The sequence below is a fragment of the Streptomyces sp. NPDC042336 genome, assembly GCF_055581985.1.
On the sequence record NZ_JBVJEA010000007.1, the window covers coordinates 167,827 to 190,992 of the forward strand.

Sequence of the window (23,166 nt, forward strand, 5' to 3'; positions counted from 1 at the left end):
CCGCCTCTTCGAGCACCGGCCGGGCACCGGGACAGATTTCAGGGGACCAGCACGATCCGCCCGAAGACCTCGCCCGCGTCCATCTTGCGGTGTGCCGAGGCCGCCAGGTCCAGGGGCAGCACCTCGTGCACGACGGTCTCGATCTCCCCCCGGCCCGCGGCGGCGAACTGCTCTGCCCGCACCGCCCGCAGGTCGGTCTCCGGGACGGTGGCGGCGCTGAAGGTGGCGAACGACATCGACTTCTGGAAGGACGCCATCAGATGCGTGCCGAAGTCCTCGGGCGGCTGCCCCGCGACGGCGCCGACGACCACCATCCTGCCGTTCGGGGCGAGCCGGGCGAAGAAGGACGGCAGCTCGGCTCCCGCGACGACGTCCACGATGACGTCGAAGGTCTCGGGAGCGTCGGCGCCACCCCTGCCGGAGCGGTCCAGCACGTGGGTCGCGCCGAGCCCGCGCAGCCGCTCGCCGCGGGCGGCCGACGAGGTCGTGACCGCCACCGCCGCGGCACCGCCACGCGCGGCGAGCTGGACCGTCATGATGCCGATGCTGCCCGCCGCGCCCCGCACCAGCACCCTCTCGCCCGCGGTGAAGCGGGCGTGGGCGAGCCCGAAGTGCGCCACCACCCCGGCGCTTCCGAGCGTCACCGCGTCCTGGGCGGTCAGGCCCGCGGGGAGGGGGAGGATGTCGTGCACCGGGGCGGTCGCCTGCTCGGCGCAGCCTCCTCCCACGCCGGTCTGCGCCCACACCCGCCGGCCGGTCCAGGAGGCGTCGACGCCCTCGCCGACGGCCGTCACGGTGCCCACCACCTCGCCGCCGGGGACATGGCCCTCCCGGAATCCGTACGAGGCCAGCGCCCCGCTGCGGATGGCGACGTCGGCGCCGCTCACACCGATCGCCTCCGTCGTGACCAGCACCTCTCCCTCGGCGGGTGCGGGGACGGGAAGGTCGACGACCTCCAGTCCCTCGGGTCCGCCGAACGTCCGGATCACCACTGCCCTCATCTGCCACTCCTTGCTCGCCGGGGCCGCGCGCCACGCGCTGCGGCCGTGCTGTCGGACGCTAACGGACGCCCCCGTCCACTTCGCTAAAGTGAGAGTGGTGACCGACCATCTGCCTCACCCCCTGCGCTCCGACGCCCAGGACAACCGCGAGCGCATCCTCGACGCGGCCCGCGCGCTGTTCGCCGCCGAAGGGCTGCACGTGCCGATGCGGGAGGTCGCCCGGCGGGCCGGCGTGGGTCCCGCCACGCTCTACCGGCGCTTCCCGACCAAACAGGAGCTGGTCACCGAGGCCTTCAGGGACCAGCTGCGCGCGTGCCGGACGATCGTGGACGAGGGCCTGGCCCACCCCGATCCCTGGGCCGGCTTCTGCCTCGTCGTCGAGAAGACCTGTGAGCTGCACGCGCGGCACCTGGGCTTCACCGAGGCGTTCATGGCGGCCTACCCGGACGCGATGGACTTCGCCGCCGCCCGCGCGTACTCGCTGAGGTCCGTCGGTGAACTGGCCCGCCGGGCCAAGGGAAGCGACGGCCTGCGCCCCGACTTCGTGCTGGACGACCTCATCCTCATGATCATGGCCAACCGGGGGATCCAGGCCCTGTCGGCGGCCGCCCGCGTCGCGGCCTCCCGGCGCTTCGCCGCGCTGGTGATCCAGGCGTTCCGGGCCTCCCCGGAGCACGCGCCGCTCCCGCCGGTACCACGGTTGGCGCCCGCGTGAACCCGACTGGCCCAGTCCGGCCCCGGTGAGCGTTTCCCCCCGGGCCCCGGTTCGTTGGGACGGACATGATCAAGAAGCTCGCCTGTGTCTCCGTCATGGCCGCCGCTCTGCTGGTCTCCGCTCCCGTCGCCGAGGCGGCTCCCGTCCCCGGTCCGTCCGCCGGTGTGCCCGGTGGTCCGCTCCTGGACGGTCTCCTGGGATCGCTGGAGGTGGGGCATCCGGCCACCTCGCCGCAGTCGCTCCTCCCCCAGGGCCTCCTCGGCAGGTGAGACGCACGGGACAGGAGGGGGTGATTGCGCGCAATCACCCCCTCCGCCTCCGATGACCGGTTCGGCGCTCTGCTCCACCGGCCCCTTCCGGGCCCGCCAGACGGCGGCAGGCTTCCCGTAACCACCGTCCGGGAGTCTCCAGGGAGTCATTCGATCGTGGGAGGCTCCAGTGAAGTTCGCGAGCAAGAGGCGTGCCGGTGTGGTCGTGGCCGTGCTGGGTGGTCTGGCACTGGCGGCGACGTCGACGACCGCGCAGGCCGCGACCGGACCCGACGTCATCGCCCACCGCGGCTCCTCCGGCATGGCACCCGAGAACACCGCCGCCGCCATCGACCTCGCCGTCCGCCAACGCGCCGACTACGTCGAAATCGACGTCCAGCGCACCAAGGACGGCAAACTCATCAACTTCCACGACTGCACCATGGAACGCACCACCGACATCGAAGACCTCTACCCCGGACGCCCCCGCTACCGCGTCTCCGACTTCACCTGGAACGAACTCCGCCGCCTCGACGCCGGAACCTGGTTCCACGACAACTACACCGGCGAACCCCTCATCACCCTCGACGACGTCATCCACCACATCCAGCACACCCCCACCGGACTCCTCGCCGAAATCAGCCCCTGCAGCCAATACGGCACCACCATCGCCACCGACCTCGCCGACACATTGCGGAGCAAACCCCACTACCTCCGCACCGCCCTCCCCCGCAAAAAACTGGCCGTCCAGTCCTTCCAGACCGACGACGCCCGCACCTTCCACACCACCCAGCCCGACATCCCCATCGGCATCCTCGACGCCGACCGCCCCACCGACACCGAACTGACCGAACTCAGCCAATGGGCCGACCAGATCAACCCCCAGCACACCGTCACCGACCAGACCCTCGTCGACCGCGTCCACCAACTCGGCATGGACATCAACGTCTGGACCGTCGACGAACCCGGCGCCATCCGCAAAATGACCGGCCTCGGCGTCGACGGCATCATCACCGACTACCCCCAGACCCTCACCCAGCGGTAACGGGGCACGGGAAGACCGGCGCTTTGACACACATCGCCATCGGGCGTTGACTGTCCGTACGGCGCAGCGCCATGCCGCTCCGGGGAACCCGGTGATCCAAGCGACCCAGGAAAGCGGCATACGACATGTACGACCAGACACGCGCACAACAGCCCTCGGACCAGGACCAGCGCCGCACCGAGCGCCGTCCCGCGGCACCGGAGGCGCTCCTGCCGCCGGCGGAACGGGACGCGGTCCTGGACCGCCTCCGCAAGGCCATCAACACCTTCGCCGACGCTCCGCACGACGCGCTGGAGGAGGCCGAGGGCGCCTTCGACGACGCCGCGGCCCACCTCGCCGGCGCCCTCGCGGAACGGCGCCGTGCCCTGCACGAGAGCTGGCAGGACCAGGACCCCGAGACGCATGCCGAGGAACTCCGGCTCGCCCTGCGGCAGTACCGCGAGATCACGCAGCGGCTGCTCCGCACCTGACGGCCGCGTCGTTGGCACAGCGGAAGCCGAGGTTGGCGGACGAGGAGTCCGGCGTGTTGGAGGAGCGGGCGGCGACCCGGTAACGGTTGCAGTAGGAGTCGTGGCACAGGTAGGAGCCGCCCCGCAGGACCCGCGCCGTCCCGGTCCCGGGGCCCCGCGGGTCCACCGCCGGTGACTCGGCGTAGTAGGCGGGCGAGAACCAGTCGGAGCACCACTCCCACACGTTGCCCGCGGTGTTCCACAGGCCGTGGCCGTTGGGCCGGTAGGACTTGACCGGTGCGGTGGTGAGGTGCCCGTCCTCGGCCGTGTTGACGTGGGGGAACCGGCCCTGCCAGATGTTGCAGCGCCACCGGCCCCCCGGGGTCAGTTCGTCGCCCCAGGCGTAGCGGCGGCCGGCCAGTCCCCCGCGGGCGGCGTACTCCCACTCGGCCTCGGTGGGCAGACGCTTGCCGGCCCACCGTGCGTAGGCGGTGGCGTCGTTCCAGGAGACGTGGACGACGGGATGGTTCTGCCGGCCGGTGATGTCGGAGCGGGCGCCCTCGGGGCGGCGCCAGTGGGCGCCCCGCACGTTGATCCACCAGGGGGCGCCGGCGGCGTTGCCGAGGACGTCGGCTCCGGGGGCGGCGACCACCAGGTGGAAGACCGCCGAGGAACCGAAGCGCTCGGCGTCGGTCACATGGCCGGTCGCCTTGACGAAGGCGGCGAACTGGGCGTTGGTGACGGCGGTCTCGTCGATGTGGAAGGGCCTCAGACGTACCGTGTGCACGGGTGTCTCGCCGTCGGCCGGACAGCCCTCCCCGAAGGCGTCCCCCATGGCGAACTCCCCGCCCGGCAGGCGCACCTGTCCACGGGTCGAGCGCGGTCCGGCGTCGGCCCCCGTCCGCGCGGGGAACGCGGTGGGCGGGGCGGCCACGGCGGCGGGTGCCGTGGCGGGGGCGCAGCACGGGCGGTGAGTGCTGGTCATGGGTCCTCGAATCGGTCGCGTGCTCGGGCCTGCTACGCCTTGTAGGTGGACTCGTCGAGCCCGCTCAGGGTCGGGTCGTGTCCCACCTCGCCGACGTCGTACATCGACGTCATCCAGTGGTAGAAGTTGTCGCCGCGTTCGCGCAGGACGTCGTAGAGCCGGCGCATCATGCGGCCGCGGACCTCGGCCCGTTCCGGATGCGCGTAGACGTTCTGCAGTTCGTCCGGGTCGGTGTGCAGGTCGTACAGCTCGTTGACGGAGTCGGGGTTGACGACGAGTTTGTAGCGGTCCTCGCGCAGCATGCGCTGGGGGTAGGGGAAGTGGTGGCCGTGGAACTCGCAGACGATGTCCTCGTCCCACTCCACCGTCTCGCCGCGCACCAGGGGCAGCAGGCTGCGCGAGTCGACGGCGGGTTCAGGGTCCAGGCCCGCCAGTTCGAGGATGGTGGCGGTGCAGTCGAGGAGGCTGACGAACTCGTCGCGCACCTGACCGCCGGGTGCGCCCGGTACCCGGAGCAGACCGGGTGTGCGGTAGATGTCCTCGTACATCGCGGGGCCCTTGTCGTGCAGCCGGTGGGAGCCGGTGAACTCCCCGTGGTCGCAGGTGAAGAAGACCGCCGTGTCGTCCACGAGGCCGAGCCGTTCCATGGCCGCCATGACCCGGCCGATCTGCCGGTCGATGAGGGCCACGTAGCCCCAGTAGACGGCGATGAGCTTGCGGGTCGTCTCGATCGGCATCGTGTCGAAGGTCCAGTGCGCGCTGTAGTTGCGCTGGACCGGGGGCTTGCCCTCGAAGGTCTCGGACACCGACCGCGGCAGTTCCACGTCCGCGGGATCGACCAGGTCGAAGTACTCGTCCGGGAGGATGTACGGCAGGTGCGGTCCGAAGAAGTGCAGGGCCAGGAAGAAGGGCCGGTCCTGCTCGTGGGCGTCGGCGGCGTAGTGCTCCAGCCGCTCGATGGCGCGGGTGGCCAGGTAGTGCTCGAAGGTGGCCTCGACCGGCTGGTGCAGCCGGGCCGCCAGCAGGTTGCCGGGGCCGCCGTTGGGCAGGGTGCCGCGCACCCGGTCGCTGATCTCGTACGGGGGGAGTCCGCGTTCGGCGAGGTAGGCGAGGTAGTCCGGGTGGTCGACGGGGTTGTGCCAGCCGGGCAGTTCGGGGCCGTCGAAGCCGTAGTCGGCGGCCGTGCGGCGGTTTCCGGCGTGCCACTTGCCGAACAGGCCGCAGTTGTAACCGTGTTCGCGCAGTGCCCGGGAGAAGGCGAACCGGTCCTCGGCCAGGTCTTCCAGGTAACCGACGTTGCGTTCGTGGTTGGCGAGGAGTTTGTGCCGGAAGGGTGCCTGGCCGGTCAGCAGGCTGGCGCGGGCGGGGGTGCAGATGGCGGTGGGGGTGTACCAGCGGTCGAAGCGGGTTCCCGTGGCGGCCAGTTCGTCGAGTACGGGGGTGTGGGCCAGCGGGTTGCCGTAGGCGCCGAGGGTGTCCGCGCGGTGCTGGTCGGTCATGAGGAAGAGGATGTTCTTCCGGGACGCGCCGGACCGGCTGCCGGTCCCGGTGCCGGGCTGGTTCGCTCGCGTCACTTGCCCGCCCCCGTGAAGAGGTCGCCGGTGTAGTAGGTTTTCGGATCGACGGGCTTCTTGAGCTTGCCGGCGTCGACGAAGTAGTCGTTCATGCCCTCCAGCCATGAGACGACGGTGCCGTCCCGGGTCAGCTTGTCGAGTTCGGCCACGCTGAGCACCTTGTTGTTCGCGGCGTCCGCCTGGACCTGGGCGACGGGGATCTTCAGCTTGCCGGCGGTGAGCTTGATCGCCTCGTCGGTGTGCTCGGAGCGGAACGTCATGGCCTCGCGGAGCACCGCGAGGACCTTCTTGGTCTTCTCCGGCTGGTCGGCCACCACCTTGTTGCCCGCGACGAACGCGGTGGGGAAGGAGACGTCCGCTTCGAAGTCGGCGTTCTTGGCGAGTTCGACCAGGTCGGGCACCTGCTTCTTGATCGTCGCCGCGGCCGGGTACCAGAAGCCCGCTCCGTCGACCTGCCGGGAGGAGAAGGCGGACACGATGGTGGACGGGTCCATCGGGACGACCTTCAGGTCCTCCTTGGTCATCCCGGCCTTCTCCAGGGCGAGCGAGAGGATCATGTCGCCGGAGGTGCCCTCGGGTACGGCGACGGTCTTGCCCTTGAGCTGCCGCATCGAGGTGATGCCCGGCTGGGCCAGGACCCGGTCGGAGTTGCCGAGGGTGTTGATGGCGACGACCTTGGCCTGGCCGGAGGCGGGCAGCCACATGGCGCCGGGGCCTATGTAGCCGAAGTCGAGGTTGTTCGTGCCCAGGGCCTGGATCTGGAGCGGCCCGTTGGTGAAGACCTTGGCGTCCGCCGACAGCCCGTGCTTCTTCCACAGGCCCTTGGCCTCGGCGATGGCGATCAGGCTGGCGCCGTTGAAGTCGTTGATGTATCCGAAGCGCACCTTGTCCGAGGAGCCGCCGGAGGACGAGCCGCCGCCGCACGCGGCGAGCAGCGCCATCGCGGCCACGCCGGCGAGGGTGGTGGTGAGGCTTCTGCGGGTGAGGGCGGGTGACATGGCGGGGAGTCCCTTCCGGGTCATGGCGTCGGGAAGTGGGCACCGGAAAGGGCGGCGGTGCGGCCTTCCTGGTGGTAGACGGAGTGCCACACGCGGTTGCGCAGCGCGGCGAACTCGGGGCTGAGCCGGAAGGCCTCGTCGCGCTCGACGGCGGGGTCGACGTCGACGACGTCGTAGACGCGGCCTGGACGAGCGGCCATCACGACGACGCGGTTGGCCAGGAACACGGCCTCGTCGACGTCGTGGGTGATGAACAGGACCGTGCGCTTGTCCTGGCTCCAGGTCTTCAGCAGCTGCTCCTGGAGCTTGACCCGGGTGAGCGCGTCGAGCGCGCCGAAGGGTTCGTCCATCAGCAGAATCGAGGGGTCGACGGCGTAGGCGCGGGCGATGGCGCAGCGCTGGCGCATGCCACCGGAGAGGGTCTTGGGGAGCGCGTCGGCGAAGCGTTCCAGGCCGACCAGTTCGATGAAGTGCTCCGCCCGGGCCCGGCGTTCGTGTTTCGGCACGCCCGTGGTCCTGAGGCCGAACTCGACGTTCTGACGCACCGTCAGCCAGGGGAAGAGGGCGTACTGCTGGAAGATGACGCCGCGCTCGGGGCCGGGTCCGGACACGGGCGCTCCGTCCACCAGGGCACGGCCCGCCGTGGGGGTCTCCAGTCCGGCGAGGATGTTCATCAGGGTGCTCTTGCCGCAGCCCGAGGGGCCCACGACGGTGACGAGCTCGTGGTCGGCGATGTCGAGGCAGACGTCGTCGAGGGCGGTGAAGGTCTCCCGGCCCAGCGAGAAGGTCTTGGTGACGTGCTGGACGGAGATCTTGGCGGGGGTGCTGGTCATCGGCGTTCCTGCCATCGGGTGAGCCTGCGTTCGGCGAGGAGGAGGACGCGGTCCATGAGGAGACCGAGGATCCCGATCGAGATGAGCCCGACGAAGATGGTCGGGAGGTCGTAGTAGAGCTGGGCGTTCTGCATGCGGTAGCCGAGGCCCTCCTGGGCGGCGATCAGCTCCGCGGCGACCAGGGTGGCCCAGGCCGAGCCGAGGCCGACCCGCATGCCGACGAGGATGAAGGGAGTGGACGCCGGCACCACCACGCGAGCGAAGATGGTGGCGTCGCCCGCGCCCAGTACCCGGGCGGCGTCGATCAGTGTGCGGTCGACGTTCACCACGCCCTGGAAGGTGGAGATCACGCAGGCCAGGAACGCGGCGAGGAAGATGACGAAGATCTTCGGCGTCTCGTCGATGCCCATGGCGACCACGGCCAGCGGGATGATCGCCAGCGGCGGGATGGTGCGGAAGAACTGGATCCAGGGTTCGATCAGGCCGCGCAGGATGCCGTACCAGCCCATCAGGAAGCCCACCGGGACGGCCACGGCCGTGCCCAGGGCGAAGCCGACGAGGACCCGGGTGAGGCTGGCCAGGGCGTCGTCGGCCAGCGTCCCGTCGCTGATCAGCGTGCCGGCGCGGTCGACGACCTCCGGTGGTGTCGGCAGTTTGAAACCTGCGGACGCGAGGGCCCACCAGACGGCGATGCCGAGCGCGACGGACACGGCGTTCAGAGCCAGGGGCACCCCGCGTCGGCCAGAACGCGGTTGCTCCTGCGCGGACTTGGCCCCGCCCGCAGGGTTGTCGCTCGCTTCGGCGCCGGGCGAGGCCCCGGGCCGCTTCTCGGTCCTCGGGTGCCGCTGGCCGGCGCCCCGCTTGTCAAGGACGGACATGGGCGGCTCCTTCGGTGGCGGAGTCGGGTGCATCGGAACGGCCCTTCACGTCGGCGGTTTCGGGGTACCTCGCCAGGAGGGGTGAGCTGTGGAAGACCGCGGCCAGCGCGCCGATGGCGCCGTCGTCGTCGGAGAGCCGGGCGGCGGCGACGACGGGACCGGCCGACGCGGTGGGGAAGATCTCGGCGGCGAGGGTGGCGGCGACCTGTTCCACGAGGACGGGCGCCAGCCGGGTGATCTCGCCGCCGACGACCACCTTCGCCGGGTTCAGCATCATGGTCGCGGCGCCGACCACCCGGCCCAGTGCCCCCGCGGCCTCCCGCAGCACCCGGTCCACGACGGGGTGGGCCCGGCGCACGGCGGCCGCGAGGTCGTCCAGGTTCTCCAGACGCAGGCCGAACTCCCAGCAGGCGGCGAGGATCCCGGGCACCGAGGCCACGGTCTCCAGACAGCCCCGCTTGCCGCAGCGGCAGGGGCGGCCCGCCGGCTCGACGGTCACGTGTCCCAGCTCGCCGGCCAGCCCGGACGATCCCGTCACCAGCTGGCCGCCGACGACGAGACCGCCGCCGACACCGTCCGACAGCCGCACGTACACCAGGTCGGCGACGCTGTCGGCGCCGCTGATCGCCTCGGCGAGGGCGGCGAGGCGGGTGTTGTTGTCGACGATCACCGGGGCGTCGAAGCGTTCGGCGAAGGCCACGTCGACGCCCTCGGGCGCCGGGCGCAGCACGGTGGTCCCGGTGGTCGCGCGAGGCCAGGCCGCCCCCTCGGGGGCCGGGTAGGGGCCGGGTACGCCGATGCCGATGCCCTGCAGCGCCCCGTAGTGGACGCCGGCCTCGCCGCTCAGCCGGTCGACCAGTTCCAGGGCCAGTTCGGTGCGGGTCCGCCAGCTCGCGGTGTCCTCGTACCGGACGGAGCCGGAGACCATGATCTCGTGCGAGGCGTCGGCGACGACGACGTGGACCCGCCGGTGCCCGAAGTCGACGCCCATGAACTGAGCCGACGCCGGGTCGAGCGCCAGCCGTTCGGCCGGCCGCCCGCTGCCCTCGCGGCGGGAGGCGTCGGTGTCCACGACGACGATGGCGCCTCGCTGGAGAAGGTTGCCGGTGATCTCGGAGAGGGTGGTGCGGGACAGGCCCACGACCCGGGCGATCTCGCCCCGGCTCATGGCGCCGTTCTCCTGCAGCGCACGCATGACGCGCTCTTCGTGGGTCCGCCTGACCAGTGCGTGCACTCCGCTGGGCATCTGCATGCCGGTCAAGGTAGGGAGGCGCGATTATTCCGTCAACACTCCGACAGAAAGACGCAATGAAGCGTTCACAATGCCTGGTGGGCCGGGGCATGGATGGGGCGCCGCAACGCGATTATTCGTCCGCCCTGTTGACGTAAATGTGCGGGCGTTCGCATGCTGTGCGCCATGCCCCCGTCACGCGGCTCGTGTGCCGCGCCCCCGGTTCCCGGACGGGGACGACGAAGGAGAACCCGACTGATGACCGATGCCGAGTACGGACTCCGCCGACGATCCCTGCTGGCCGGCGCCGCCGGTGCGGGAGCGGCGTTCACCCTGCCCGCCAGTGCCGCCCAGGCGGCTCCCCCGTCGGCTCCCCCCGCTCCGACGGCGGCCGGGGCGTCCCGGCGGTACCCGCGCAACTGGCCCGACCCCGAGCCGTACGGCGCCGCGGACACCCGGGCCGACCTGTGGCCGCGGGAGGACAACTCGTTCGTCCTCCCGCTGGAGCTTCGCCCTCGTGACGAGGAACGCGGCACGGTCTGGATGCGCGACACCTACGTCAACTGCTTCGTCGTCGACGGCCGCCCGCTGTACGTCGCCACGGGCACCACCCGGGTGCCCGGACTCGATGCCGCCGGCCCCTGGAACGACGGCATCTTCGTCTGGCTGGCCCCCTCCCTCAAGGGCCCGTGGCGGCTGGCCGACACGACCGGCATCCGGCCGGGGGCCGAGCGCGGCAAGGTGTGGTCGCCGGAATTCGCCGGGGAGAACCGGCCCGGCCGCACGGTCGTCGCACCCTGGCAGGAGTACTGGTACGACGAGCAGTTCGGCAAGCGGGGCCAGGCCTGGGCGCCGGAGCTGCACCACTTCCGCGGCACCTGGTACATCGTGGCGTGCATGGGCGACCACTCGCGCAAGGTCGGCTCGTTCATGCTGGTGAGCGAGGGCGGCGTCGAGGGGCCGTACCGGCTGGTCGAGGGGAACCTGGACAAGCCCTTCGGCGACTCGTTCATCGGGGGCCCCAAGTTCATCGAGCCCGGCGCCTACCACCACATCGACGGCGGCCTCTTCTCCGAGGGCGACGACGCCTGGCTCGTGCTGCACAACGACCTGTACGCGAAGTTCCGGGACGACATGGAGGACATCGTCACGACGACGGACCTGCCCCGGTTCCAGCAGACGCCCTACTCCCCCGAGCCGTACCTGGAGGGCGCCTACGTGTTCAAGTACCGGGGCAAGTACCACCTCGTCCACGCCGCCTGGGACCGGACGTCCGTCAACGCCGACGGCACCGTCCGCCAGGCCTACGACGTGCCCGCCGCGGGGCGGGTGCAGTACCAGTACGACGCGATCGTCGCCGTGGCCGACCGGTTCGAGGGCCCGTACTCGAAGCGGTACACCGCGGGTGTCGGCGCCGGTCACAACAACTTCTTCGTCGATCACCGGGGCGGCCTGTGGGCGACGTACTTCCTGAATCCGGCCGCCGGCTACTGGGCGGGTGCCTCGCGTGTCGCGGAGGCCGCGGTGCCCGGCGTCGTACGGCTGGAGTGGACGGGCCCGGCGGACGGCCGGCTGTACGTGCAGCGCCGGCCCGAGGGACCCGGCGAACGGGCCTGAGCAGCGGCGGCGCCCGTGCCTGCGCCTCTCGCATGCCGTCGCGGCGGTACGGGCGTAGTGTCCAGATATGGGTGGTGTTCGGGGTGGCCGGCGTCGGGCGGCCCCGCCGGCGCGGACGCGGGCGGATCGCTGATGAACTCCGCGATGGCCGCCGTGGTGCGGGCGAGCGGTGCGTTCGGGGGAATCCTGTACGTACTGCCACCGGGCGAGGACGCCGTGTGGCAGGTCCTGGTCACGGGGGTCCCGCGGGAGATGGCCGCCCCGTGGCGGCGGGTCGGGCTGGAGGACCCGATGCCCGTGGCGGACGCCGTCCGCGAGCGGCGTCTGGTGTGGGCGGGCGGCCGGGAGGAGATGGCCCGCGAGTACCCGCGGCTGGCGCTCGTCCTGCCGTACGACTTCGGGCTGGCGGCCTCGCCGCTGGTCTCGGACACCGCCGTCCGCGGCGGGCTGGTGCTGCTGTGGTCCGGGAACCATCCCGCGCGGCTGAGCGCCGGTGAGCAGGATGTCATCCGGGCGGGCTGCCGTCGTCTGGGCGACAGCCTGCAGCGGGCGCTCGACCGCGGCGAACCACTGGTTCCGCCGGACCGGCCGCGGACCCTCCCGCCGGCGGCCCCGCGCGCCCCCTCCCCCGCCGTGGCGACCGCGCTGTCCGCGTTCGTGGACCGCCTGCCCGGCGGCTCGTGCGCACTGGACCTGGACGGGCACCTCACCTTCGTCACCCCCGGGGCGGCCGAGCTGCTCGGCGTCGACCGGGCCCTGCTGCTGGGCGCGCTGCCGTGGGAGGCGCTGCCCTGGATGGACGTGCCGCACGTCGAGGACCGCTATCGCGCCGCGCTGGTCAGCCGCAGGCGGCAGGCCTTCACGGTGCTACGACCGCCGCAGACGTGGCTGTCCTTCGAGCTGTACCCGGACGCCACCGGACTGAGCGTGCGCATCACCCGGGGCAGCCCGGACGCGGACGCGTCCCCGTCCCGGTCGGGACGGGCCCCGGGCCCCAGCCGCGCGACCGTGCTCTACCACCTGATGCACCTGGCCTCCACCCTGACCGAGGCCGTCAGCGTGCAGGACGTGGTCGAGCAGACCGCCGACCAGCTGATGCCGGCGCTCGGAGCGCAGGGCATGGTGGTGATGGCCCCGGAGGACGGCCACCTGAAGATCGTCGGGCAGCGCGGCTACCGACCGGAGCTGCTGAGGCACTTCGACGGGACGCCCCTCACCTCGGCGCTCCCCGGCGTCGACGTCATGGCCACGGGCGTCCCGGGATTCTGGACGACCTTCGAGGAGCTGCACGCGGCCTACCCCGCCATGACGCACGAGGACGGTATGGCCGCGTGGGCCCTGCTGCCGCTGATCGCCTCCGGTCGCCCCATCGGCTCGCTCCTGCTCTCCTACCGACGGCCCCACGTCTTCCCGCCGGGCGAACGGGCCGCCCTCACCTCACTGGCGGGACTGGTCGGCCAGGCCCTGGACCGGGCCCGGCTCTACGACGCCAAGCACCACCTCGCCCACCGCCTGCAGTCCGCCCTGCTGCCCCACACCCTCCCCGACGTGCCGGGTCTCAACGTCGCCGCCCGCTACCTCCCGGCCGCCCGGGGTCTGGGCATCGGCGGCGACTTCTACGACGTCATCCGGCTGGACGAGCACACCGCGAGCGTCACCATCGGCGACGTGCAGGGGCACAACGTGGACGCCGCGGCGCTCATGGGGCAGGTCCGCACCGCCGTGCACGCCAACGCCACCGTGGGGGCACCCCCCGACGACGTGCTGGCCCGCACCAACCGGCTGCTCACCGACCTGGACCCCGGTCTGTTCACCAGCTGCGCCTACGTCCACCTCGACCTCGCCACGCACCGCGCCTGCGTGGCGCTCGCGGGGCACCCGCCTCCGCTGCTGCGCCACGCGGACGGGCATGTCGAACCCCTGCACGTGCCGCCCGGTCTGCTGCTGGGCATCGAGCGGGACGCCTGGTACCCCGCGCTGGACTTCCCGCTGCAGCCCGGCAGTGTGCTCGCCCTCTACACCGACGGACTCGTCGAGGCGCCCGGGGTCGACCTCGACGACGCGATCGCGGCCCTCGCCGGGCTCCTGGAGCACGGCGACCCGGAGGACCTGGACGCCATGGCGGACACCCTCATCCGGCACGCGCCCACCCCGGGCGACGACATCGCCCTGGTCCTCGTCGGGCCGCCCGCGCGGGCGGCGGGGCACTCCCGGAGCCACTCGATCGTTTTCACGGGCAAGAAGGACGAACGCCGGTCGAAGCGGGCCGGCAGCGGAGGAGAAGACCCTTCATGAAACACCAGAGGGTGCGCGATCTGATGAGCGACGCCGTGGTCCGCGTGCAGCGGGGCACCCCGTTCAAGGAGATCGCCCACCTGCTGCTGGAGTACGACATCACGGCGGTGCCGGTCGTCGACGGGGAGAACCGCCCGGTGGGGGTGGTGTCGGAGGCCGACCTCCTGCAGAAGATGTGGGGCGGGGAACCGGACGGTTCCCCCGAGCACGCCGAGTGGTCCCGGGCCTCGGCCGCCAAGGCGGGCGCCACGGACGCGGCCGGGCTCATGACCTCACCCGCGCTGTGCGCCCGGGAGAGCTGGAGCGTCGTGGACGCCGCCCGCGTGATGGCGCGGCACCGCATCAAGCGGCTCCTGGTGGTGGACGAGGACGGGCGGCTGGCCGGGGTCGTCAGCCGGAGCGACCTGCTGCGGGTCTTCCTGCGCACGGACCGCGCGATCCGCACCGAGATCATCGAAGAGGCCCTGGTCAAGGCGCTCGGTCTGGCGCCCTCCTCGGTGCAGGTGGATGTGACGCACGGCCATGTCGTGCTCAGCGGCCGGCTCCCGGACCGAGTGTCCGCCCCGCTGCTCGAGGAGCACTGCCGGAGCGTGGACGGCGTCGTCGCCGTGGAGTTCCGGCCGGCCGGCGAGGCCGGCGCCGAGGACCCGGCGGCCGTCGGCTCCTGACCTGCCGCGCGGGCGGCGGACGCCCGCCCGTGCCCGCTTCCCGGGGGAGGGGACGCGGACACGGGCGGAGTAACGGGCCGGAGCGGGTCAGACTCCGGTCGAGTCCTTCACCCCGGACGGCGGGACCGTCGCCGCCGGAGCGGGGACCGGCGCGGGGCCGCCCTCGCTGAGACCGAACCGCCCGTGGAACCTGCGCAGGAAGGGCGGCGCGTACCAGGCGGACCGGCCGAGCAGGCGCATCGCGGCCGGGACGAGGACACCGCGTACGGCGACTGCGTCGATGAGGATGGCCAGTCCACTGCCCAGCCCGAACAGCTGCATGAAGCTGATCTTCGCCGTGCCGAAGGCGAAGAAGCTCACCGCGAGCAGGCAGGCCGCCGCGGTGACGATGCGTCCGGTGTGCCCGAGGCCGTCGGTCACGGCGGTGCGGTTGTCCGCGCCCCGGTCGTGCAGCTCCTTGATCCGGCTGGTGACGAACACCTCGTAGTCCATGGAGAGGCCGAAGGCGATGCAGAACATCAGCACCGTCATGGACGCCTCCATCGGCTGCGGTGTGACGCCGAGCAGCGAGGCCAGGTTGCCGTCCTGGAAGATCCAGGTCATGACGCCGAGGGTCGCGCCCAGGCTGATCACGTTCAGGACGAGCGCGCGCAGCGGCTGTACGACGCTGCCGGTGAACAGGAAGAGCAGGACGAAGGTGGTCAGGGCGACCAGGCCCAGGGCGAGCGGGAGCCGGCCGCTGATGGACTCCTTGGAGTCGACCAGCTCGGCGTCCCCGCCGCCCACCAGCGCCTCGGTCCCGGCGGGCGGGGCGACGGCCCGCACCGCGTCGACCAGTTCCTGGGCCTCGTCCGACCTCGGGGTGAGGCCGCTGACCACGGTGACGCGCTGGGCGTCGGGGCGGCTGAGGGCCGCGTTGCCGGGTCCGGCGGCCGCGGCCCGTCCCTCCACGTAGGTTCCCGTGCCGGTCTCGACGCGGATCACGCCCTGGAGACCGGACAGTTCGGCCGCGTAGGAGCCCAGCGGTGCCTTGTCCACGGAGGCGTCGATGACGACGTGCAGGGCGGCGTCGTCGTCGCCGGCGAACTTCTCCCGCAGCACGGAGGCGACCTGGCGGCTCTGCGCGTCCTCGGGCAGCACGCGTTCGTCGGGGGTGCCCAGGGTGATGCCGAGCAGCGGGCTCGCCGCCACCAGCAGCACGGCCAGCACGGGCAGCGCGGTGAGCGCGGGGCGCCGCATGACGGTGCCGGCCAGCCGTCCCCACAGGGGTGCCCGGGTGGCGGTGCGGGTGCGCCTGGCCCACGGCAGCCGCCCGCTGTTGACCCGGTGGCCCAGGACGACGAACAGGGCCGGCATCACGAAGAGCGTGCCGACGGCGGCGATGGCGACGACGCCGACCCCGGCGTAGCCGAACGAGCGGAGGAAGTACTGCGGGAAGACCAGCAGCGCCGCGAGCGCGACGGCCACCGTGGCGGCCGAGAAGGCGACCGTGTGGCCTGCGGTGCGGACCGTGTGACGGACGGCGTCGTCCACGGTGGAGCCGGTCGCGAGCTGCTCCCGGAACCTGCTGATCATCAGCAGGGCGTAGTCGATGCCCAGGCCGAGACCGAGGGCCGTGGTCAGGTTGGTCGCGGACACGGACACGTCGACGGAGCCGCCGAGCAGGGCGAGTTCGGCGAACGTGCCCGCGATGGCGATGGTCCCGATGGCCAGTGGCAGGAGCGCGGCGACCACGCTGCCGAAGACGACCAGGAGCAGCAGGAGGGTCAGCGGTACGGCGATGGCCTCGGCCAGCACGAGGTCCTTGGGCGTCTGCGTCTCCATGTCGTTGCCGACGGCGGCGCCGCCTCCGGCCCGGACGGTGAGCCCGCCCTCGTGGGCTCCGGTGTAGTCGTCGACGACGGTCCTGGCGTTCTCCCGCTGCTGGGTCTCGTCGCCCTTCACATGGGCGAGGACCAGGGCCTCTCGGCCGTCCTCGGAGCGCAGGGCGGGCTCCTTCGCGTCCCAGTACGCGACCACGTTGTCGAGGTTCGGGTCGTCCCTGAGGTCGGCCACCAGGGCCCGGCCACCGCGTTCGGCGTCCGGCGCGTCGACGCGCGACTCGGGGGCGCGGACCAGCAGGACCAGGTTCGTCTCCCCGCCGAACTTCTCCTCGATGGCCTTCCCGGCCCTGGTGGACTGGGAGGCCGGGTCGTCGTAGCCTCCCCCCTTCAACTCGCCGAACGCGCCGGCACCGACGGCACCCATGAGCGCCACGGCCACGACGGCGACCACGAGTACCAGCCGGGCCCGGCGGATCGCCAGTTCGGCTATGCGTTCAAACACGCACGTTCTCCCTTTTCTTGCGACGAAGCGCGACGAAGCGCGGTGCGGCGATGAAGCGGTGAAGCGGTGAAGGCGACGGAATGCGGCCGGAGTTGCGCGCTCGGGGGCCCGCGCCGCCGCACCACGACGTTAGTGAGACGCCGCGTTGTTTGGCCGTGTGAGATTTACCTAACAGTGTTCGGCTTCTTGACGCCTCATCAGGCCGTGCCGCCCTAGGCTCGCCGCATGACCGCAGACCGGCACCCCACCACGGCTCCCGTCTCCCTCCGCGAGCGGCGCCGGACCGCCGCGGCCCGGGAGATACTCGACGCCGCCGAGCAGCACCTGGGCCAACACGGGCCCGCGGCCCTGTCCCTGCGCGCGGTCGCCCGCGGTCTGGGCATGACCGTGCAGGCGCTCTACCACTACTTCCCGAACCGCGACGCCCTCGTCACCGCCCTGATCACCAAGGCGTACGACGACCTGGCCGACGCGTTGCAGGCCGCCGCCGACAACGTGGGCGAGGACCCCCGCGCACCGCGCCCGGTCGTGGTGGCCGAGGCCTACCGGGACTGGGGCGTCGCGCGTCCGGAGCACTTCCAGCTGCTCTACGGGACGCCCCTGCGGTACTACGCGGCACCCGCCGAGGGCCCGACCACGCAGGCGGTCCGCCGGATGGGCGCGATCTTCCAGCGCGAGCTGTTCGCCGGCTTCACCCCGGCGCAGCTGGCCGCGGCCGACGTCCCCCCGCTCTCGCCCGCGTACCGGGAGCAGCTGGAACGGCTCCCCGTGCACGCCCAGCCAGACCTGCCGGCCGCCGCGGTCGCCCTCTTCCTGAGCGCGTGGGGCCATGTGCACGGGCTGGTCGTCCTGGAGGTGTTCGGGCACACCGCGTTCCTCGGCGACCACCAGGCGGAGGTCTTCCGCACCTCGGTCCGGATGATGCTGGAGGACGTCCACCGCCGGATTCCCGCCGCCTGACGGCGGACGGCTCTCAGGGGAGGCGGTCGTCGTCCCCGTCGGCACGGGAGGGCTCGGGGGCGGACAGGGCCTCGATCTCGGGGTGGTCGCGCAGGGCGGCGATGACCGCGTTCACCGCGGCGCGCCGCGGTGTGCCGTGCCGCACCACGACGGCGACGTTGCGGTGCTGCGGTGGGCTCAGCCGCCGGGTGACGACGGCGTGGTCCGCCGTGACCGCGAGGCCGGGCAGCAGGGCGACCGACCCGGTCGTCTCGACGTGCCGCAGCAGCATGAGGTAGTTGCTGAACCGGCAGGCCACCCGGGGTTCGAACCCCGACTCGCGGCACAGCCGGACGGTCAGGTCCGCCATGTACGACTGCGGCCGGTCGCAGGCCCAGGTCTCCTCCTTGCAGGCCGCGAGGTTCACCGCGGTACGGGAGGCCAGCGGATGGCCGAGCGGCAGCACCAGGACGACCGGGTCGCTGCCGAGCGACATCACTTCCAGGTCCGCGCCCCACGTCAGGCCGGAGTAGTCGGTGGTGGTGACGATGACGTCCGCCTCGCCCGAGCGCAGGGCGGGGCCGCTCTCGTGCGGCTCCATCTCCACGAGTTCCAGGTGCAGGTGCGGATGGGTGGTGGCCAGCCGGTTCGCCGCCGGGACGGCGAGGCTGTAGATCGCGCTCTGGAACACGCCGAGCCGTACGGTCCCGATGGGTTCGTCGTTCAGGGCGCGCAGTTCGGCCTCGACGTCGGCCATCCGGTCCAGGATCTCCCGGCCCCGGCGGGCCAGCAGGAGCCCGGCCGGGGTCAGCCGCACCCGCCGCCCGGTCCGCTCGATCAGCCGGCACCGGGTCTCGGTCTCCAGCACCGCCAGTTGCTGGGAGACGGTCGACGCGCTCAGATGCAGCGTGTCGGCGACCGCCCGGACGGTGCCGAGCGTGTCGAGCTGGCTGAGCAGGTGCAGTCGTCCGGAGTTGAGCACGCGGCGATGGTACGGCGCACACCCCGGTCCTGTACGGTTTTGACGTACAGCAGCGTCGAATCCGTGCGATGGACACGCGCAGCGGTGCGTCCCTACCGTCGGTCGCATGCCTTCCGAGAGTTCCGGCGCCGACCCGGCGCGCCACCTGATCCGCTACTCCGGCCACGCGCCCTTCTCGCCGGAGGTCGTCGTGAGAGCCGCGGGCACCTCCGTGTTCACGGAGAGCGGCCGTGAGCTGCTGGACTTCACGTCCGGCCAGATGAGCGCCATCCTCGGGCACTCCCATCCGGCGATCGTCTCGACGGTGCGCGAGCAGATCGCGCACCTGGACCACCTGCACAGCGGCATGCTCAGTCACCCGGTCGTCGAGCTGGCCCGCCGGCTCGCCGGGACCCTGCCGGAGCCGCTGGAGAAGGCACTGCTGCTGACCACCGGGGCCGAGGCGAACGAGGCCGCGGTACGGATGGCGAAGCTCGTCACCGGCCGCCACGAGATCGTCTCCTTCGCCCGGTCCTGGCACGGCATGACCCAGGCCGCCGCGAACGCCACCTACAGCGCCGGACGCAAGGGCTACGGCCCCGCGGCGCCGGGCAACTTCGCCCTGCCGGTGCCGGACCGCTACCGGCCCTCCGTCATCGGCGCGGACGGCGAGCTGGACTGGCGCCGCCAGCTGGACCTGGGCTTCGAGATGATCGACGCCCAGTCGGTCGGCAGTCTCGCGGCGTGCCTGGTCGAGCCGATCCTCTCCTCGGGCGGCGTCGTCGAGCTGCCGCCGGGCTATCTCGCCGCCCTGGCCGGCAAGTGCCGCGAGCGCGGCATGCTGCTGATCCTGGACGAGGCCCAGACGGGGCTGTGCCGCACCGGCGACTGGTACGCCTTCGAGCACGAGGGTGTCGTCCCGGACATCCTGACGCTGTCCAAGACGCTGGGCGCGGGGCTGCCGCTGGCCGCGGTGCTGACCAGTGCGGAGATCGAGCGGCGGGCGCACGAGCGGGGCTTCCTGTTCTTCACCACCCACGTGAACGACCCGCTGCCCGCCGCGGTGGGCAACACCGTCCTCGACGTCCTGGTCCGCGACCGGCTGGACGAGCGCGCCCGCAAGCTCGGCGCGGCACTGCGCGAGGGCCTCGACGGGCTCGCCGCCCGCCACGAGGTCGTCGGCGACGTCCGCGGCCGGGGGCTGCTGCTGGGCATGGAACTGGTCGGGGACCAGGTACTGGGTGACGGCGGCGCCGACCGCCTCGGCGCCGCCGTCACCCGGCGCTGCTTCGATCTGGGGCTGCACATGAACATCGTCCAGCTCCCGGGGATGGGCGGGATCTTCCGCATCGCGCCCCCGCTGACCGCGAGCGACGAGGAGATCGCCCGCGGCGTGGCCGTCCTCGACCGCGCACTCACCGACGCCGTGTCGGACCTCTAGCGCGAAGGCCCCGGTGGCCTGGGATTCCAGGTCACCGGGGCCGTCCGCGGGGGTGTCAGACCCCGGCCGTCTCCGGCTCACGGGCGGGCTCCGCAGGCGCGGCGGTGTCGCCGAGTTCCCGGTGCAGCTTCTCGCCCTCGACGTCGACGTTCGGCAGGACGCGGTCCAGCCACTTGGGCAGCCACCAGGCCTTGGTGCCGAGCAGGGCGAGCACCGCGGGCACGATGGCCATGCGGACCACGAAGGCGTCGAAGAGCACCGCGATCGCGAGGCCGAAGCCCATCATCTTGATCATGGCGTCGTTCTCCAGGATGAAGCCGGAGAAGACGCTGATCATGATGATCGCTGCCGCCGCGACGACCCGGCCGCCGTGGGTGAAGCCCGTGGTGACGGACTCGGCGGCGGACTGCCCGTGGACGTACGCCTCCCGCATGCGGGTGACGAGGAAGACCTCGTAGTCCATGGCCAGACCGAAAACCACGCCGATCATGAAGATGGGCATCATCGACATGATCGGGCCCGGCTGGTCCACACCGAACACGTCCGCGAGCCAGCCCCACTGGAAGACCGCGACCACCGCGCCGAGCGCCGCGGTCACCGAGAGCAGGAAGCCCAGGGCCGCCTTCAGCGGGACGAGGACCGAGCGGAACACCAGCATCAGGAGCAGGAAGGCGAGCCCGACGACCAGCGCCAGGTAGGGGACGAGCGCGTCGTCCAGGGTCTGCGAGAAGTCGATCGTCATCGCGGTCGCGCCGGTGACCAGCATGGTCGCGCCGGTGTCGGCCTTGATGTCGCCGGACAGCGAGCGGATGTCGTGCACCAGCGACTCGGTGGCGACGTCGCTCGGACCGGTCTTGGGCATCACGGTGAGGACGGCGGTGTCGCCCTCCTTGTTGAAGCTGGCCGGGGTGACCGCGGCCGCCTTCCCCAGTCCGGTGATCCTCTCGCCCACGGTCTCGGCGGCGGCCTTCGGGTCGTCCGCGCCGCGTGCGTCGACGGCGATCATGAACGGACCGTTGAACCCGGCCCCGAAGGACTCGGACAGCATGTCGTAGGCCTTGCGCTGGGTGGTGTCGGGGGCCGAGCTGCCCTCGTCGGGCAGGCCCAGCTCCATGCCGGCGGCCGGTAGGGCGATCACGCCGAGGCCGAGGACCGCGGTCAGCAGGACGGTGACCGGGCGCCGCTGGACGAAGCGGGCCCACCGAGTGCCGAGCTTCGGCTTGCCGGAGACGGCCCGCGCCCCGGCGGGCGCCTTGCGGTCCTTGCGGCTGAGGGCCCGCTTGCCGGCGAAGCCGAGCAGTGCCGGGGTGAGGGTGAGGGCGATCAGCACGGCGATGCCGACGGTGCCCGCGGCGGCCAGGCCCATCTTGGTGAGGATCGGGATGTTGACGATCGCGAGTCCGGCGAGGGCCACGACGACGGTCAGTCCGGCGAAGACGACCGCGGAGCCCGCGGTGCCGACCGCGCGTCCGGCGGCCTCCTCCGGGGCGCGGCCCTCGGCTATCTCGGCCCGGTACCGCGAGACGATGAACAGGGCGTAGTCGATGGCGACCGCGAGGCCGATCATCATGGCGAGGGTGGAGGTCGTCGCGGACAGCTCCAGGGTGCTGCCGAGCGCCCCGATGGCCGAGATGCCGATGCCGACACCGATGATCGCCGAGAGCAGCGGCATGCCCGCCGCGACCAGTGAGCCGAAGGTCAGCAGGAGCACGATCGCGGCGACGCCGATGCCGATCAGCTCGGCGGTGCCGCCCATCTCCTGCTCGGCCACGACCGCGTCGCCGCCGGTCTCGACGGTGTACCCGCCCTGACGCGCGCCGTCGGTGGCGGCGGTGAGCGAGTCCCGGGCCTCGTCGGTCAGCTCCATCGCGTTGACCTTGTAGGTCACGGAGGCGTAGGCGGTGGTGCCGTCCTTGCTGACGGCGTCCGCCTTGAACGGGTCGTCCACCGAGGCGACCTGCGGACCGGCCTTCAGGTCGGCGACCAGGCCCTCGACCCGCTCCTTGCCGGGCGCGTCGGATATCTTCGCCCCCTCGGGGGCACGGATCACGACGCGGGCGGTGGCGCCCTCGGCGCTGGCGGCCGGGAACTGCTCGTCGAGCAGGTCGAACGCCTTCTGGGACTCGGTGCCCGGCATGGAGAAGGAGTCTTCGGGCGGGGCGGGCGCGGCGGACGAGGCGACGCCCGCGCCCACGAGTATGGCCACCCACAGCAGGGCGACGAGGCCGCGGCGCCGGAACGCCCTCCGGCCGAGTCGATAAAGAAACGTAGCCACCTTTTGGACCAATCCGTCGGGTTACGGGCAGGACGAAGACCCGGCACATGGGGGGAAGGCGGACGCGCTGACCGGGGTACACATCCATGCTCGCCCGGAGTTCTCGGCGTTTGATCCGCCCCTGGGTCTGGACTGGCGTACTGCGGCGGGTGTAGTGGGGCCCCGTGCCCCTCACCCCCGGGTGTAGATCACGAAGATGGGTGTACGCCGCATTTCGTTGCCGCGGGCAGCGGACGTCTCTCAGCCGGTGACCGGTGTGGCGTTGCCGCCCGCACCGCGGCGCGGCGCGGCCGACAGCCGTCGGCCGGGCGGTGGTTGACCCTCACCCTGGGGCAGGCCGCGGCATCGGAGTCGCCGGGCGACGCGCCCGGCACGAGGAGGAGTGGGCACGTGGACACGGAGCTGCTGACCATAGGGCGTTCGCGAAGGCCACCCGGCTGTCGCCGCAGGCACGGCGTCTCTACGACGATCCGGGCCTGCTGCCGCCCGCCCGCGTCGACCCGGTCACCGGCTACCGCCGCTACGCCCCCGAACAGGTGGAGCGACCCGGCTCCTGCCCTGGCTGCGACGCCTGCCGGATGCCGCTGGTCCGCATCCGGCACGTGTGCTCACCGGACGCGGCGGCGGCCGGGGAGATCCGCGCCTACCTGCTCTGCTCCGACGGCCTGTCGGCCGTGGTGCCGGGCGA

Annotated in this window: 19 protein-coding genes and 1 pseudogene; 10 read left to right on the forward strand and 10 right to left on the reverse strand. The window is 72.2% G+C overall.

Translation table 11 applies throughout. The features are described from left to right. Window positions 1–38 precede the first annotated feature (38 nt). On the reverse strand, window positions 39–1,001 hold the full coding sequence (locus ACZ6IM_RS17615) for a zinc-binding dehydrogenase (protein ID WP_052843708.1): 963 nt from the start codon (window positions 999–1,001) through the stop codon (window positions 39–41). A gap of 97 nt (window positions 1,002–1,098) precedes the next feature. On the opposite strand from ACZ6IM_RS17615, the gene ACZ6IM_RS17620 reads away from it, so the two are divergent. From ACZ6IM_RS17620 to ACZ6IM_RS17635, 4 genes are all read left to right on the forward strand, one after another. Then, the gene (locus ACZ6IM_RS17620) at window positions 1,099–1,716 is read left to right on the forward strand and encodes a TetR/AcrR family transcriptional regulator (protein WP_469557409.1); all 618 of its coding nucleotides are present in this window, start codon (window positions 1,099–1,101) and stop codon (window positions 1,714–1,716) included. A gap of 65 nt (window positions 1,717–1,781) precedes the next feature. Continuing rightward, window positions 1,782–1,985, forward strand: a complete 204-nt coding sequence (locus ACZ6IM_RS17625; protein ID WP_052843709.1) for a hypothetical protein — start codon at window positions 1,782–1,784, stop codon at window positions 1,983–1,985. A 169-nt stretch (window positions 1,986–2,154) separates the two neighbouring features. Further along, complete coding sequence (locus ACZ6IM_RS17630) at window positions 2,155–3,009, forward strand: glycerophosphodiester phosphodiesterase (protein ID WP_469557411.1); 855 nt, start codon at window positions 2,155–2,157, stop codon at window positions 3,007–3,009. A 125-nt stretch (window positions 3,010–3,134) separates the two neighbouring features. Then, on the forward strand, window positions 3,135–3,479 hold the full coding sequence (locus tag ACZ6IM_RS17635) for a hypothetical protein (protein WP_052840256.1): 345 nt from the start codon (window positions 3,135–3,137) through the stop codon (window positions 3,477–3,479). Here ACZ6IM_RS17635 and ACZ6IM_RS17640 read toward each other — a convergent pair. Genes ACZ6IM_RS17640 through ACZ6IM_RS17665 form a run of 6 tightly spaced genes read right to left on the reverse strand, consistent with a single transcriptional unit; the run spans window position 3,454 to window position 9,978 of the window. Then, a complete protein-coding gene (locus ACZ6IM_RS17640; protein ID WP_052840257.1) occupies window positions 3,454–4,443 on the reverse strand; it encodes a formylglycine-generating enzyme family protein in 990 nt (329 codons plus the stop codon). The genes ACZ6IM_RS17635 and ACZ6IM_RS17640 overlap by 26 nt on opposite strands. 32 nt (window positions 4,444–4,475) lie before the next feature. Further along, window positions 4,476–6,017, reverse strand: coding sequence for a sulfatase-like hydrolase/transferase (locus tag ACZ6IM_RS17645; RefSeq protein WP_469557414.1), 1,542 nt, complete (start codon window positions 6,015–6,017; stop codon window positions 4,476–4,478). Then, window positions 6,014–7,015: an aliphatic sulfonate ABC transporter substrate-binding protein gene (locus tag ACZ6IM_RS17650; protein ID WP_052840258.1), complete on the reverse strand. Its 1,002-nt coding sequence runs from the start codon at window positions 7,013–7,015 to the stop codon at window positions 6,014–6,016. The genes ACZ6IM_RS17645 and ACZ6IM_RS17650 overlap by 4 nt, the downstream gene beginning before the upstream one ends. Before the next feature lie 20 nt (window positions 7,016–7,035). After that, window positions 7,036–7,848 (reverse strand): ABC transporter ATP-binding protein, encoded by an 813-nt coding sequence (locus tag ACZ6IM_RS17655; RefSeq protein ID WP_469557416.1) that lies wholly within the window; start codon window positions 7,846–7,848, stop codon window positions 7,036–7,038. Beyond that, a complete protein-coding gene (locus tag ACZ6IM_RS17660) occupies window positions 7,845–8,726 on the reverse strand; it encodes an ABC transporter permease (RefSeq protein WP_052840260.1) in 882 nt (293 codons plus the stop codon). The genes ACZ6IM_RS17655 and ACZ6IM_RS17660 overlap by 4 nt, the downstream gene beginning before the upstream one ends. After that, window positions 8,713–9,978 (reverse strand): ROK family transcriptional regulator, encoded by a 1,266-nt coding sequence (locus ACZ6IM_RS17665; protein WP_052840261.1) that lies wholly within the window; start codon window positions 9,976–9,978, stop codon window positions 8,713–8,715. Before ACZ6IM_RS17665 ends, ACZ6IM_RS17660 begins: the two co-directional genes overlap by 14 nt. Before the next feature lie 237 nt (window positions 9,979–10,215). On the opposite strand from ACZ6IM_RS17665, the gene ACZ6IM_RS17670 reads away from it, so the two are divergent. From ACZ6IM_RS17670 to ACZ6IM_RS17680, 3 genes are all read left to right on the forward strand, one after another. Continuing rightward, window positions 10,216–11,574: a family 43 glycosylhydrolase gene (locus ACZ6IM_RS17670; protein WP_469557419.1), complete on the forward strand. Its 1,359-nt coding sequence runs from the start codon at window positions 10,216–10,218 to the stop codon at window positions 11,572–11,574. A 132-nt stretch (window positions 11,575–11,706) separates the two neighbouring features. Next, window positions 11,707–13,869: a SpoIIE family protein phosphatase gene (locus ACZ6IM_RS17675; RefSeq protein ID WP_469557421.1), complete on the forward strand. Its 2,163-nt coding sequence runs from the start codon at window positions 11,707–11,709 to the stop codon at window positions 13,867–13,869. Continuing rightward, entirely contained in the window at window positions 13,866–14,537 is a 672-nt protein-coding gene (locus ACZ6IM_RS17680) for a CBS domain-containing protein (RefSeq protein ID WP_052840264.1), read from the forward strand. The genes ACZ6IM_RS17675 and ACZ6IM_RS17680 overlap by 4 nt, the downstream gene beginning before the upstream one ends. 87 nt (window positions 14,538–14,624) lie before the next feature. Here ACZ6IM_RS17680 and ACZ6IM_RS17685 read toward each other — a convergent pair whose 3' ends face one another. Continuing rightward, a complete protein-coding gene (locus ACZ6IM_RS17685; RefSeq protein ID WP_469557423.1) occupies window positions 14,625–16,862 on the reverse strand; it encodes an MMPL family transporter in 2,238 nt (745 codons plus the stop codon). A gap of 225 nt (window positions 16,863–17,087) precedes the next feature. Here ACZ6IM_RS17685 and ACZ6IM_RS17690 point away from each other — a divergent pair, with 225 nt between their 5' ends. After that, window positions 17,088–17,822 (forward strand): TetR/AcrR family transcriptional regulator, encoded by a 735-nt coding sequence (locus ACZ6IM_RS17690; RefSeq protein WP_469557425.1) that lies wholly within the window; start codon window positions 17,088–17,090, stop codon window positions 17,820–17,822. A gap of 13 nt (window positions 17,823–17,835) precedes the next feature. Here ACZ6IM_RS17690 and ACZ6IM_RS17695 read toward each other — a convergent pair whose 3' ends face one another. Continuing rightward, window positions 17,836–18,783 carry a LysR family transcriptional regulator gene (locus tag ACZ6IM_RS17695; protein WP_052840267.1) on the reverse strand — a complete coding sequence of 316 codons (948 nt, stop codon included), beginning with the start codon at window positions 18,781–18,783 and terminating at the stop codon, window positions 17,836–17,838. Between the two features lie 106 nt (window positions 18,784–18,889). Here ACZ6IM_RS17695 and ACZ6IM_RS17700 point away from each other — a divergent pair, with 106 nt between their 5' ends. Then, window positions 18,890–20,203 carry an aspartate aminotransferase family protein gene (locus tag ACZ6IM_RS17700; RefSeq protein ID WP_052840268.1) on the forward strand — a complete coding sequence of 438 codons (1,314 nt, stop codon included), beginning with the start codon at window positions 18,890–18,892 and terminating at the stop codon, window positions 20,201–20,203. 55 nt (window positions 20,204–20,258) lie between these two features. On the opposite strand, the gene ACZ6IM_RS17705 is transcribed toward ACZ6IM_RS17700, so the two are convergent. Then, a complete protein-coding gene (locus ACZ6IM_RS17705; protein WP_052840269.1) occupies window positions 20,259–22,478 on the reverse strand; it encodes an MMPL family transporter in 2,220 nt (739 codons plus the stop codon). Window positions 22,479–22,915: 437 nt separating this feature from the next. Between ACZ6IM_RS17705 and ACZ6IM_RS17710 the strand changes: the two are divergent. Then, window positions 22,916–23,125: pseudogene (locus ACZ6IM_RS17710) on the forward strand (MerR family transcriptional regulator); the annotation flags it as partial. Window positions 23,126–23,166: the final 41 nt, after the last annotated feature.